Below are 12,993 nucleotides of genomic sequence, written 5' to 3'. Positions count from 1 at the left end.
GGCGCGGCGCTTGATGTCGAGCGAGTGCCGCGTGTCCAGCATGGCGATATGGCCATGCTGCGCGGCAAAGCGCCGGTCAGCGATCCGTTGGCGTCAAGTTAGCGTAGAAGATGCAGCCGATCAGCCGCGCAAACAGGCTGAGGGTTTCCGGCAGGTTGGGGTCGTCAAACAGCATCGCCCGGGAATCCAGCGCACACAGTGCACCGAACAGGCGGCCATCCGGCAGGAAGATCGGCGCCCCGGCGTAGCTCTCGATGGCGTATTGCTTGACCACCGGGCGCGTGGCAAAGCGGCCATTGGCGCTGACCTGCGGGATAAACAGCGTCTGCGGGTTGATACAGAACTCGCTGCACAGGGTGGTTTCCAGGTCGAGCACGTCATCGGCATGAATGCCCATGTCGAAGGGGTCGTGCGCTGAACAGACAATCCATTCCAGGTCAGTGAACTTGGCGATGCCTGCAAAGCGCATGCCCGTCAGGCGGGTGACCAATTGCAGGATGCTGGTGGTGGCTTCGATTTCGGCGATGGCAGCGCGTTCGTCGGCGCTGAGTAACGCGTGTGCGGCGGTGAAGCTTGGAAGCATGGTTGAACACTCCACTGGCGTGGCGGCCCTTGCCACCACGCTTGGTCAGGTCTTAGTTGATACGCGGATGCTGCTGCACCAGGTTCTGGCGCTTGGCTTCCAGTTCGGCAATCTCGGCGTCGATGTCTTCGATTTTCTGCTCGATATTGTCGTGATGCTCCTGCAGCAACTCCTTCGCTTCTTCCATGTCCGACGCAGCCGGTGCTGCGCCGCGCAGGGGTTTGTTGGCGGTTTCCTTCATGGTCAGGCCGGTGATCAGGCCGACCACCGCAAACACCATCAGGTAGTAGGCGGGCATGTACAGGTCGTTGGTGCTTTCCACCAGCCAGGCCACCGCGGTAGGGGTGACGCCGGCGATCAATACGGAGACGTTGAACGCACTGGCCAAGGCACTGTAGCGCAGGTGCGTGGGAAACATCGCCGGCAGCGTGGACGCCATGACGCCGATGAAGAAGTTAAGCACGACGGCCAGGATCAGCAAGCCGGCGAAGATCAGGCCGGTCTTGCCGCTGGTGATCAGCATGAAGGCCGGGATGGCGAGGAACAGCAGGCCGATGCTGCCGGCGATGATGAAGGGCTTGCGGCCGATCTTGTCGCTGACAAAACCGATGAACGGCTGCACGAACAGCATGCCGACCATGATCGCGATGATGATCAGCACACCGCTGTTTTCGGCGTAATGCAGGTTATGGGACAGGTAGCTCGGCATGTACGTGAGCAGCATGTAGTACGTCACGTTGGTGGCCGCGACGATGCCGATGCAAGTCAGCAGGCTGCGCCAGTGCTTGGTGGCGATCTCCTTGAACGACACTTTCGGGCCATGGGTCAGGCCTTCGCGGTCACCCTGTTCGAGCTTGTCGACATGCTGTTGGAACGCCGGGGTTTCTTCCAGCGCATGGCGCAGGTACAGGCCGATCATGCCCAGGGGCAGGGCCAGGAAGAACGGCAGGCGCCAGCCCCAGGCCTCGAAGTCGGCTTCGCCCAGCACGCTGGAGATCAGCACCACGACACCGGCACCGAGCACGAAGCCGGCGATGGAGCCGAAGTCCAGCCAGCTGCCGAGGAAGCCGCGCTTGCGGTCCGGCGCATATTCGGCGACGAAGATCGAGGCGCCGGTGTATTCACCGCCCACCGAGAAGCCCTGGGCCATTTTGCACAGCAACAGCAGGATCGGCGCCCAGATGCCGATGGAGGCATACCCGGGAATCAGGCCGATGGCGAAGGTGCTCAGCGACATGATCACAATGGTCGCGGCGAGGACTTTCTGGCGTCCGTATTTATCGCCCAGCGCGCCGAAGAACAGGCCGCCCAGGGGACGAATCAGGAACGGCACGGAGAACGTCGCCAGTGCCGCGATCATTTGTACGCTGGGGGAGGCGTCGGGGAAGAACACCTTGCCCAATACATAGGCGACAAACCCGTAGACACCAAAGTCGAACCACTCCATGGCGTTACCCAGTGCGGCGGCGGTGATCGCCTTGCGCATCTTGGCGTCGTCAACAATGGTGATGTCTTTCAAACCGATGGGCTTGACGCTTTTCTTACGTAATTTCATGCGGACCACTCTAAAACAGAACAGGGGAGGTGCCATCGTTGCGATGGCACCGCTCTGTCAGTTCAGATACAAGCGGACATGAAATAATTCACCGCTATTTGCGTTTTTTTGCCTGGGGCGCAATTTGCGTGCAATTGCCTGGGTTTTCGGGGTGAGCACCTACCCTGTGGCGATCCGGCATTCTGTGGTGAGCGGGCTTGCCCCGCGTTGGGCTGCGAAGCGGCCCCAATTGAGTCTCCGCTTTCCTTCAGGCAGAAATGCGGTGTTTAGTTTTGGGGCTGCTTCGCAGCCCAACGCGGGGCAAGCCCGCTCGCCACAAGAAGCCTGTTCGCCACGTCATGCGCATTTGTCGTCCTACAACCTAGCGGCGCCTGGCACTTTTTACCCCCGTGAGATAGCCCGCAAAAGCCGTAATCTTTCAGATTGACAGCGGGTAGGTAGCCCGATATAAAAGCCACAGTTGTACGACGACATATGACGTTACATATGTCCTACCTAACAAAAATAAAAAGTGATGCCATGAACTTGATCGAGCCCATCAACGCCCAGCGCGTTGGCCAAGCTGTAGGCAACTATCGCTGGACCATCTGCGCGATGTTGTTTTTCGCGACCACCGTCAACTACCTCGACCGCCAGGTGCTCAGCCTGCTCGCGCCGCAGTTGTCGACGCAATTTGGCTGGAGCAACACCGATTACGCCAATATCGCGGCGGTGTTCCAGTTTGTGTATGCGATCTCCATGCTGTTTGCCGGGCGGTTCGTCGACAAGATCGGCACCAAGGCGGCGTACGTGATCGCGATTGCGGTCTGGTCCACCGGCGCCATCATGCATGCGTTTTCGGTGCCGATGGGCGAGGGCATCGCGGCGGTCAGCGGCGCGCTCGGCCTGGCGGTGATCCCCGTGTCCATCGCCGGCTTCATGCTGTCCCGGGCGGTGCTGGCGATCGGCGAGGCGGGTAACTTCCCGATTGCGATCAAGGCCACCGCCGAATATTTCCCCAAGAAAGAACGCTCGCTGGCCACCGGGATCTTCAACTCCGGCGCCAACGTCGGTGCGATCCTGGCGCCGATCTGTGTGCCGCTGATCGCCGGGATGTGGGGCTGGGAAGCGGCCTTTATGGTCATCGGCATGTTGGGCTTTGTGTGGGTGGCGGTATGGGCGGCGGTGTATGAGAAGCCGGAGCAGCAAAAACGCCTGTCGGCCGAAGAGCTGGCCTATATCCGCAGCGACCAGGCGCAGCAGCCCTCTATCCCGCCGGTTGCAGGCGCGGTACAGAAAAAAGTCTCGTGGTTCAAGTTGCTCACCTACCGCCAGACGTGGGCGTTTGCCTTCGGCAAGTTCATGACCGATGGCGTGTGGTGGTTCTTCCTGTTCTGGCTGCCCACCTACCTGTCGGCGCAATACGGCATGAAAGGCGCCGATATCGTCATGCCGCTGGCCGTGCTGTACAGCATGACCATGGTCGGCAGCATCGGCGGCGGCTGGTTCCCCAGTTACTTCATGGCCCGTGGCGATGCCCCCTATGACGGCCGCATGAAAGCCATGTTGGTGATCGCACTGTTCCCGTTGGTGGTGTTGCTGGCGCAACCGTTGGGCTACATCAGCTTCTGGGTCCCGGTATTGCTGATCGGCGTCGGCGCCTCTGCGCACCAGGCCTGGTCGTGCAACATCTTCACCACCGTGTCCGACATGTTCCCGCAGAAAACCGTGGCCTCGGTGGTCGGCATCGGCGGCATGGCCGGCGGCATCGGCGGTGTGGTGATGACCAAGATCGGCGGCTGGGTGTTCGACTATTACAAGTCCATCAATGACATCCACACCGGCTACATGATCATGTTCGCGATCTGTGCGCTGGCGTACCTGGTGGCGTGGAGCGTGATGAAGACCCTGGTGCCGCGCCACAAGGAAATCACTGACCTGTAAACACCACATTGGTGTCTTAATCCGTGGCGAGGGAGCTACCCATAAAGTTGTGTAGATACCCATGCCCTCAGTGGCCTGAGTGCTTCAAACGTCTTTTCTACAGCGCGCGCGCCCAGGTCTGGCTGACCAGTTGCTTGCCGAAACTCAAGGTCGGCTCCTCTTCCACCAACTCGAAACCGGCTTTCTGGTAGAGCTTGCGTGCATCGGTCAGGGCGCTCATGGTCCACAGCATCATGCGGGTGTAGCCGGCATCGCGGGCAAAGCGCAGGCATTCGTCCACCAGGCGCTGGCCGATGCCCAGGCCCCGCGCACTCGCATCCACGTAGAGCATGCGTAGCTTGGCGGTTGTATCGTCATGGCGCACGACGAACACCGAGCCCACCACCTCGCCATCCTTCTCCGCGATCCAGCAGCGCTCCCGCGCCGGGTCGAACTCGCGCAGGTACTTGGCGACGATCTCCGCCACCAGCGCTTCAAACTCCCAGTTCCAGTGGTATTCGCGGGCATACAGCGCGGCTTGCTGCTGCACCACCAGGCCCATATCCCCGGGGCGTGGGTCGCGCAGCAGGTAGCTCGACGGGCGGCCTTGCAACAGGGCCTGGATGCGTTGCATGGCGTCGGTCAATTGCTGCTGCTGGGGTTCGGGCAGGCTCTCGAGCAGGGCGATGACTTCATCCTGGGTCTGCTGTTCCAGGGGCGCCAGGACCGCGCGGCCGAGATCGGTGAGGTGCAATTGCACCGCGCGCGCATCGGTGGCGCAGCGGACTTTCTGGATCAGGCCGTTTTTCTCGAAGCCACTGGTCAGGCGACTCAGGTAACCCGCGTCAAGGCTGAGCATCTGGCACAGGTCGGCGCTGGTGAGGTCGCCACGGGAGGACAGCTCGTACATCACCCGAATTTCAGTCAGGGAATAGTCGCTGTGTAGCAGGTGTTCCTGCAGCACGCCGATCTGGTGGGTGTAGAAGCGATTGAAGCCGCGCACGATGCCGGCGCGTTCCACAAGCAGGGGGGTGGACATGGTGGATGCTCGAATGGTTGCCTGAGGCAATTATATTGTTGCTTCAGGCAAGCATGTCAATGGCTTTGCTCGACGGTCACCGTCCTCCCTGCACTGGCCGTCGCCTGGGGGCTCGTCAATATGATTCGAATCGCCATGGCCACGCCGATCAGCACCGCGCCCAGGCCCGCGGCTTCCATGAGTGTGGGCCAGCGCCCGTGGAACCCCAGGCCAAGCAGGGTGGCGAAGAGGGATTGAGGGCGATCAATTGGCCGCTGAGCACCATCGGCAGGCGTCGGGTCGCGGCGTTCCAGGCCCAGGCGCCGACGAGGGTCGACATCACCGCAATGATCAGGGCCCAGGCATAGAGCGGGCCTGCCTGGGAAAGGCCGAAGCCGAGCGTCGGCAGCGTGAACAAGCCAAGTGCCTGGATGAACGGCAGCAGGCACAGCGTAGCGACACCGGCACCCACCATCATCAGTGCGGTCCAGAGGCCGGTTGCCTGCGCCGCGAGGTGCGTCAGTTGCCGTTGGTTGATCACGCTGAACCACAACCACAGGGCGACCGCACTCAGGGAAAAAACCAGCCCCGCGAACCAGGCGCTTGTATCCAATGCAGGTTGATGAAAGCTGCTGATGTTGGAAAGCAAGAGGCCCGTCGTGAGGCATGCCAGGGGGGCTGCCAGTCGGCGCCATGGGACTGTCCGGGTGCTGGCGTTACCCACCAGGGCCAACAACACCGGCACCGTGCCGATAAACGCCGGGGTCATGACCGGACCGCCGAACATCACCCCGGCAGCGATGCACAGGCCGTAGCCCAGGCAACCCACTGCCCCGAGGGCGGCGGCAAGGCATCGCTGGGCGGGCCTGAGCGCGCGCAGTTGTGCCCGGCATAGCAGCACACCCATGCCGCCCAGCACGCCTGCGATCAAAAAACGCACGGCCATCAGGTCATAGAGGCTGTAGCCGCCAGTGACGTAGGGCGCGATAAAGTTCAGCGCCCAGCCCAGTGTGGCAACAATCGCGAGCAGCACGCCGACGGCAATGGAGGTCTGTGCAGCGTTCATCCGGGGCATCCATTGAGGTAATGGATCGATGGTGCCCAGTCATGCGGGTGTGCTACAAACGAGTTCTCGGCCGTGGATGTATAACCTCAGATTATGAATACACTTGGCAAGACCCTGCCGCCCCTGGCCAGCCTATTGCCGTTTGAAGCGGCGGCACGCCTGGGCAGTTTCTCCAAGGCGGCCGATGAGCTGCACATCACCCAGGCTGCCATCAGCCGCCAGATTCGCGGGCTGGAAGACAACCTGGGGGTGAAGCTGTTCAGTCGGCGCAACCGAGCGGTGTTCCTCACCCAAGAGGGGCGGGAACTGAGCAAGGTGGTCGGCGAAGCGCTGCGCAGCATCAGTGAGAGTGCCACCAGCCTGCGGGGGGTACCCCACAGTCATCGCGTGGTGTTGCTGTGCCAGTTGTGCGAAGCGTTTTATTGGCTGATGCCGCGCTTGTCGACGTTCCACCAGCAATACCCGCACATCGAAATCCAGGTGGTGACCTCCACCCGAGCCCTGACGGAGTTCACCAGCCACTTCGACGTGGCCTTGCAAAGTACCGGGCGCGCGAGTGGCAGCCATCCGCTGATGTTCACCGCCGCCGACGAAGTGTTCCCGGTGTGCAGCCCCGGCTATCTGGACAGCAAACCACCGCTGTCGCTCGCCGGGTTGCAGTCGCGCACCTTGTTGCACCACAGCTCCCATCCTCCGCACCTGATGGAGTGGGACAGCTGGTTGCAGGTGTTCGGCCAGGCCTTGGGCGGGGAGGTGCGCGGTGCGACCTTCGATAGCTACCCGCTGATGTTGCAGGCGGCGGTGGAAGGGCATGGGATCGCCATGGGCTGGCGGCGTACGGCGAGCCGGTTGATTGACAGCGGGGCGCTGGTAAGGCCCTGTGTCGAGAGTGTGCATTTGCCCCAGGCGCTATCGATTTATCGGCAGCAGGGAGAGGGCATCCGGGCCGAGGTCGTGGCGTTGCTCGACTGGCTGGAGGTGCAATTGCAGGATGAAGGCTGACAGGGGCGCCGCCGCCCCTGTCATATGCCGCTATGGCTTGCGCGTCACCCGCCACACGGTATTGGCCAGGTCGTCGGCGATGATCAGCGCGCCTTTCGGGTCGACCGTCACACCTACCGGGCGCCCACGGGTCTTGCCGTCGTCACCGCGAAAGCCAGTGGCGAAATCAATTGGCTCACCCGATGGCTTGCCATTACTGAACGGCACGAAGATCACCTTGTAGCCCACCGGGTTGTCGCGGTTCCAGCTGCCGTGCTCGCCGACGAATACGCCGTCGGCAAATTGCGCGCCCATGGCCGCGATGGAAAAGTCCACGCCGAGTGCGGCCACGTGGGAGCCCAGGCTGTAGTCGGGCTTGATCGCGGCGGCAACTTTGGCCGGGTTCTGCGGTTGCGCGCGCGGGTCGACGTTCTGGCCCCAATAGCTGTAGGGCCAGCCGTAGAACGCACCTTCTTTCACCGATGTCAGGTAGTCGGGCACCAGGTCGGGGCCGAGTTCGTCGCGTTCGTTGACCACCGTCCACAGTTGCCCGGAGTCGGGTTGGATGGTCAGGGCGGTGGGGTTGCGCAGGCCGGTGGCATAGGGTTTGTGCGCGCCGGTGGCGGCGTCGATCTGCCAGACCATGGCGCGGTCGATTTCCACTTCCATGCCACGTTCGGTCACGTTGCTGTTGGAGCCGATCCCCACATACAACTGGCGTCCATCGGCACTCACCGCCAGGGATTTGGTCCAGTGATGGTTGATCTGCGCCGGCAGGTCGGTGACTTTCACCGGTGCGCCGCTGGCCTTGGTCTGGCCATCGGTGTAGTCGAAGCGCACCAGCGCATCCTGGTTGGCCACGTAGAGCTTGCCATCGGCAAACGCCAGGCCGTAGGGCGCGTTGAGGTTGTCGGCGAACACCGTCTTCAACTCATAGGTGCCGTCACCGTCGGCATCGCGCAGCAGCGTCAGGCGGTTGCCGCCTTTTACCTTGGTGTTGCCCTGGGCCTTGATCACGCTGGCGATCACATCCTTGGGCTTGAGCTTGGCCGCACTGCCGCCACGGCCTTCGGCGATCAGGATGTCACCGTTGGGCAGCACCAACGTCTGGCGCGGGATGGCCAGGTCGGTGGCGATGGCCGTGACGCTGTAGCCTTCGGGCACCTTGGGTTTCTGATCGCCCCAGGGGGTGGGCTCGGCGATCTTCATGCTCGGCAACAGGCTGCTTTGTTGCTCCGGCAACGTGGGGTCGGGGCCACGGGCCTGGGTCTTGTCGCCTTCGCCGCCGCAGGCGCTCAGCAACAGCGCGGCGCTCAATACGCTCAGTGTGTGGGACGTTTTCATTTGGCACCTCCCGAGCGCAGGCCGGTCCAGGTGGCCGCCAGTGTCAGCAGCAAGACGACGGCGGACATGATCAGCCCGGCAGGCATTGAGGCGTAGGCATCCTTGGCATGTTGAAAGGCATTGACCAGCCCTAATACCCAGGTGGCTAACAGCAGCAGGACATACCGCGTGGGTTGCCCCGCCTTGCGCTCGGCGCGAAGCAGGTTGACCAGCGCAAACAGGAACGCGAGCCCACAGAACACCAGAGCACCGGCAATCAACCAGGACGCAAAGTTGGCCCATTGAATCTGGTAGGTCTGGGTGTAGGCAATGTCGCTGAGCAAGGCACCAAGAAACAGCGGCACGGTGCCGGCCAGCAAGGTCGCATGCAGCGGCCCCGGCGTGTATCGGTAGGCGGGAAGGGTTGTCATGGTAAGGCGGCTCCTTGTTGTACAACGCCCCTGGTCGGGGCTGCGCATAGGAAATGAACGCCTTACGTATCAGATAGTTCAGCATAATTCGTGTCGAAATATTAAGAACCAGCCGGAAAGCTGGCATGCTCAAGACTTCACATAAGGAGCCGTACCCATGCCAACCCTGCACCTGCTGTGCGGCAAGATCGCCTCGGGCAAGTCGACACTGGCCAAGACCCTGGTGGCCGAACACGCCGCCATCCTGCTCAGCGAAGACACCTGGCTCGCCCAGTTGTACCCCGGTGAAATCCTCTCGATCGCCGACTACCTGCGCTGTGCCCAGCGTATTCGCGGGGTGTTGGGCCCGTTGGTGATCAACCTGCTTGAGTCCGGCGTCAACGTGGTGCTGGATTTTCCCGCCAATACCCTGGCCAATCGCGAATGGCTGCTGGGGTTGGCGCAGGCCGCCAAGGTTCCGCACCGCCTGCATTATCTCGAGCTGGACGACGCCACCTGCCGCGCAAGGCTGCATGCGCGCAATGCCCGGGGCGATCATGATTTCGCGGCGACGGATGCCGAGTTCGACCTGATCACCCGGCATTTCTGCGTGCCGAGCGAGGCGGAAGGGCTGGTGATCGAGGTGCATCGCCCATGAGTACGCCTGCTGCGGGCATCGACGCGGACGGTTTTATCCTCACCGTCGCCGACACGCCCGTGCAGCTTGAATACCAGCCGCTGCTGGCGGACGTCTGCGCGTCGCTCTCGACGGACGACCTGGGCCTGGACGGCCTCTATCTCTATGGCAGTGTCGCAAGGGGCGACGCCATTCCCGGCGTTTCCGACCTCGACCTCACCCTGGTGCTGCGCGAGCCGGCAACCGCGGAGCTATTGGCCCGGCTGGAGGCAGTCCGCTGTGCACTGGAGCAGCGGCATCCCTTTGTCACCAAGGTGGATTTCGATATCGGCCACCACGCGCAAGTACTGGCGACGGAAAACCGCAACGGGTGGGGCTTCTGGCTCAAACACCAGTGCCGCTGCCTGTGGGGCAATGATCTGTCAGTGCATTTCGAACGGTTTCGGCCATCCCGTGACATCGCGCTGGCGGTAAATGGTGATTTTCACGCCGTATTGAGCGCGTACCTCACGCGCATCGCGAGCGCCGACACTGAGACGCAGCGACTTCGCTTGCAGCGCGAGGCTTCACGCAAGCTGATCAGGTCCACCCATGTATTGCTTTCGGAAGATGCGTCGACATGGCCCCGCACCCTCGAAGAGCATGTGGCGATGTTCGTCCGGGGGTATCCGCAGCGGGTCACTCACCTTGCGTTCTTTCTCTTTGAGGCCAGGAACCCTGGCGCCACGATGGAAAACTTCACCGCGCGGCTTCGGGCTTTTCTGGATTGGATGGATTCACCCACCGTCCTTCCTACGTACGTAGCGGATTAAAAATGTGGGGCTGTGCTTGCGCCATGTGGCTTATCCAAAGATGATAGGTTTATTAGCGTTAAACCTGACCTTTCATACGGCAAGCCTATGGAATTCCCATGATCAACTTCCGCCTTATCCGCCACCTCTGGCTGTTCCTCGCCGTGGCCGAAGAACAGAACTTCGGCCGTGCCGCCAAGCGCCTGGGCATGTCGCAGCCGCCGTTGAGCGAGCAGATCCAGGTGCTGGAGCAGGCGCTCAAGGTCACGTTGTTCGAGCGTTCGCGGCGGGGCGCCAAGTTGACGCCGGTGGGTGCGGCGATCCTGCCGGCGGTGCGCAAGTTCGCCGAGCAGTTGGAGCGCCTGGAGCTGGCGGTGGAGGAGGCGGTGGCGGGGCAGTCGGGCATGCTCACCATTGGCGCGATTTCCACGGCGATGTTTGATGTGTTGCCTGGCTTGATCGACCTGCTCAAGCAGCGATACCCCCAGCTCACCGTGTCGGTACGCGAGATCGACAGCGTGGAGGCGGTACCGGCGCTGGAGGCGGGGGATATCGACCTGGCGTTTGCGCGATTGGACGGCGACCTCGGCCCGGCGATCCAGTCCCTGCCGTTGCGCGAGGACCGCCTGATGGTGGCGCTGCCCAGCGATCACCCGCTGGCGTCGCGCACGCGCATCAGCCTGGCGAGCCTGGCCAGCGAGCCTTTGGTGATGTTTTCGCGCAAGGTCAGCCCGGTGTACTTCGACAACCTGATCGCCACGTGCCGCGCCAGCGGGTTCTCGCCGCGGGTGCTGCATGAGGTGCGCTCGGTGGCCTCGCAGATTGCCTTTGTCAGCTGCGGCCAGGGCATTGCGCTGGTGCCGGCCTCGTTGAAAAAACTCGCGCCGGATAACGTGGTGCTGCGGGCCTTGACCCAGAAGCTCAACGTCGTGACGACGGCGGTCGCCTGGAACTCGCAAAGGCCAAACCCGTTAGTCACAGAACTGGTCGCACAATTCCAGGCTCATACGATTGGCGTATGAAAACGTTCTGCAATCGGTCATTTACACGCGCAGGGAAACCCTTGAAATTGGCCGCCTTTGTGTTCAAGGAGCCCTCGCCATGTCGTTCACTCACACCCGTCTGCCGCTGACGGTAGATGGCGTATCGCTGGATATCGCCGCCCTGCATCGCTCCGGCGAGCACGCGCCGATCCTGTTCCTGCACGGCTTTGGCTCCACCAAGGAAGACTACGCCGATATCGTCCTGCACCCCGCTTTCGACGGGCATCCCTTTGTTGCGTATGACGCGCCCGGCTGTGGCGAAAGTGAATGCGCCGACCTGGGGGCAATCAGCATCCCGCTCCTGCTCGAAACCGCCTTGCAGGTGCTGGAGCATTTCCAGATCGAACGTTTCCACCTGGTCGGACATTCCATGGGCGGGCTGACGGCCTTGCTGCTGGCGCACCGTTTCCCTGACCGTGTCCTGAGCTTCACCGATATCGAAGGCAATATCGCCGCGGAAGACTGCTTTCTCAGCCGCCAGATTGTCGACTACCCGGCGGATGACCCGGAGGTGTTCTTCAGCGCCTTCATCGAACGCACCCGCCAGGCGCCGGCGTATGCCAGCGCCCTGTATTCAGCGAGCCTGCGCCACAAGGTCCGCGCCGGCGCGGTGCGCGGGATTTTCCAGTCGATGGTGACGCTTTCCGACAACGCCGACCTGATGGGCAAGTTCCTCGGCCTGCCATGCCCGAAGCTGTTCATGTACGGCGAGCAGAACGCCGGGCTGTCCTACCTGCCGCACATCCAGGCCAACGGCGTGCGCCTGGCACCCATTGCCACGTGCGGGCACTTCCCGATGTATTCCAACCCGCAGGCCATGTGGCAACAGATCGCGGCATTCATCAGGACTTGAAGCGCCCCACCAAACCATTCAGCTCATCCGACAGATTCGACAGGCGCCCCGAGTCGTCCTGCGCCGAGTTGGCCAGGCTTTCCACCAGGCGCGCCTCGTCGTAGATCTGCTGGATATGCCGGTTGATCTCTTCGGCCACGCTGTGTTGTTCCTCGGCGGCGGCGGAGATTTGCAGGTTCTGGTCACGGATCTCGTTGACCGACAGCCGGATGCCTTCAAAGCTGTCCCGTGCGCTTTCGATGGACGACACACTGGCCCGTGACAGGTCCAGGCAACTGCCCATTTTTTGCGTGACTTCCTGGGTCTTGTTTTCCAGGGTGCCGAGCAGGTGCTCGATCTCGCCGGTGGAGTCGGAGGTGCGCTTGGCCAACGCGCGCACCTCGTCGGCGACCACGGCAAAACCACGGCCCTGGTCACCGGCACGGGCGGCCTCGATGGCGGCATTGAGGGCCAGCAGGTTGGTCTGTTCGGCAATCGCACGGATGGTGCCGATGATCTGGTTGATGCTGCGGCTGCCGGCTTCCAGTTCGACCATGGCGTCGGACGACTCGGTCAAGCGGCGGCCCAGGCGGTTGACGTTATCGGTGGTGACTTCGATCTGCTGCTTGCCCTCGGACACGCGGCGATGGCCGTTCTCCGCCGACTCTGCCGCACTGCTGCAGGAGCGGGCGACTTCGTTGGCGGTGGCGACCATTTCGTTGAACGCGGTGGACACCAGTTCCACTGCCTCGCGCTGGCGCCCGGCGGCTTCGTTCATGTTGTGCGCCACTTCGCTGTTGACCTTGGAGGCGTTGTGCAAATTGGCCGAGGCGGCACCGATGTGCTGGATCA

12 protein-coding genes and 1 pseudogene are annotated in these 12,993 nt (G+C 62.3%); 6 read left to right on the top strand and 7 right to left on the bottom strand.

Features of this window, described 5'->3' with window-relative positions:
• Positions 1 to 76 precede the first annotated feature (76 nt).
• Positions 77 to 583 carry a GAF domain-containing protein gene (locus tag BM416_RS02605; RefSeq protein ID WP_092485038.1) on the bottom strand — a complete coding sequence of 169 codons (507 nt, stop codon included), beginning with the start codon at positions 581 to 583 and terminating at the stop codon, positions 77 to 79.
• Positions 584 to 635: 52 nt separating this feature from the next.
• Positions 636 to 2,138 carry a glycine betaine/L-proline transporter ProP gene (gene proP, locus BM416_RS02600; RefSeq protein ID WP_092485036.1) on the bottom strand — a complete coding sequence of 501 codons (1,503 nt, stop codon included), beginning with the start codon at positions 2,136 to 2,138 and terminating at the stop codon, positions 636 to 638.
• 519 nt (positions 2,139 to 2,657) lie between these two features.
• Here proP and BM416_RS02595 point away from each other — a divergent pair.
• Complete coding sequence (locus BM416_RS02595; RefSeq protein ID WP_065942081.1) at positions 2,658 to 4,061, top strand: MFS transporter; 1,404 nt, start codon at positions 2,658 to 2,660, stop codon at positions 4,059 to 4,061.
• 97 nt (positions 4,062 to 4,158) lie between these two features.
• On the opposite strand, the gene BM416_RS02590 is transcribed toward BM416_RS02595, so the two are convergent.
• Together BM416_RS02590 and BM416_RS02585 are read right to left on the bottom strand one after the other, a co-directional pair.
• On the bottom strand, positions 4,159 to 5,079 hold the full coding sequence (locus tag BM416_RS02590) for a bifunctional helix-turn-helix transcriptional regulator/GNAT family N-acetyltransferase (protein WP_092485033.1): 921 nt from the start codon (positions 5,077 to 5,079) through the stop codon (positions 4,159 to 4,161).
• 56 nt (positions 5,080 to 5,135) lie between these two features.
• Positions 5,136 to 6,124 (bottom strand): annotated as a pseudogene (locus tag BM416_RS02585) (DMT family transporter).
• Between the two features lie 93 nt (positions 6,125 to 6,217).
• On the opposite strand from BM416_RS02585, the gene BM416_RS02580 reads away from it, so the two are divergent.
• Positions 6,218 to 7,126, top strand: coding sequence for a LysR substrate-binding domain-containing protein (locus BM416_RS02580; RefSeq protein WP_092485030.1), 909 nt, complete (start codon positions 6,218 to 6,220; stop codon positions 7,124 to 7,126).
• 30 nt (positions 7,127 to 7,156) lie between these two features.
• On the opposite strand, the gene BM416_RS02575 is transcribed toward BM416_RS02580, so the two are convergent.
• On the bottom strand, positions 7,157 to 8,449 hold the full coding sequence (locus BM416_RS02575; protein ID WP_092485027.1) for a PQQ-dependent sugar dehydrogenase: 1,293 nt from the start codon (positions 8,447 to 8,449) through the stop codon (positions 7,157 to 7,159).
• Positions 8,446 to 8,859: a DUF2231 domain-containing protein gene (locus BM416_RS02570; RefSeq protein WP_065928058.1), complete on the bottom strand. Its 414-nt coding sequence runs from the start codon at positions 8,857 to 8,859 to the stop codon at positions 8,446 to 8,448. Before BM416_RS02570 ends, BM416_RS02575 begins: the two co-directional genes overlap by 4 nt.
• Positions 8,860 to 9,016: 157 nt before the next feature.
• Between BM416_RS02570 and BM416_RS02565 the strand changes: the two genes are divergently transcribed.
• The 4 genes from BM416_RS02565 to BM416_RS02550 all read left to right on the top strand — a co-directional run bounded on the left by BM416_RS02565 (position 9,017) and on the right by BM416_RS02550 (position 12,162).
• Positions 9,017 to 9,496 carry a P-loop nucleotide/nucleoside kinase family protein gene (locus BM416_RS02565; RefSeq protein ID WP_027608492.1) on the top strand — a complete coding sequence of 160 codons (480 nt, stop codon included), beginning with the start codon at positions 9,017 to 9,019 and terminating at the stop codon, positions 9,494 to 9,496.
• Positions 9,493 to 10,287: a nucleotidyltransferase domain-containing protein gene (locus BM416_RS02560; protein ID WP_092485024.1), complete on the top strand. Its 795-nt coding sequence runs from the start codon at positions 9,493 to 9,495 to the stop codon at positions 10,285 to 10,287. The genes BM416_RS02565 and BM416_RS02560 overlap by 4 nt, the downstream gene beginning before the upstream one ends.
• 98 nt (positions 10,288 to 10,385) lie before the next feature.
• Complete coding sequence (locus BM416_RS02555; RefSeq protein WP_065942089.1) at positions 10,386 to 11,288, top strand: LysR family transcriptional regulator; 903 nt, start codon at positions 10,386 to 10,388, stop codon at positions 11,286 to 11,288.
• Positions 11,289 to 11,367: 79 nt separating this feature from the next.
• Positions 11,368 to 12,162 carry an alpha/beta fold hydrolase gene (locus BM416_RS02550; protein ID WP_092485021.1) on the top strand — a complete coding sequence of 265 codons (795 nt, stop codon included), beginning with the start codon at positions 11,368 to 11,370 and terminating at the stop codon, positions 12,160 to 12,162.
• Here the strand turns inward: BM416_RS02550 and BM416_RS31090 are convergent.
• Complete coding sequence (locus tag BM416_RS31090; protein WP_371856034.1) at positions 12,152 to 12,919, bottom strand: methyl-accepting chemotaxis protein; 768 nt, start codon at positions 12,917 to 12,919, stop codon at positions 12,152 to 12,154. The two genes, BM416_RS02550 and BM416_RS31090, sit on opposite strands and share 11 nt — an antisense overlap.
• Between the last annotated feature and the right edge of the window lie 74 nt (positions 12,920 to 12,993).

Source organism: Pseudomonas sp. NFACC42-2 (assembly GCF_900116055.1).
Classification (GTDB): domain Bacteria; phylum Pseudomonadota; class Gammaproteobacteria; order Pseudomonadales; family Pseudomonadaceae; genus Aquipseudomonas; species Aquipseudomonas marginalis.
The sequence above is the reverse complement of the archived record's forward strand: the minus strand, read 5'-3'. Positions and strand labels throughout refer to the sequence as shown.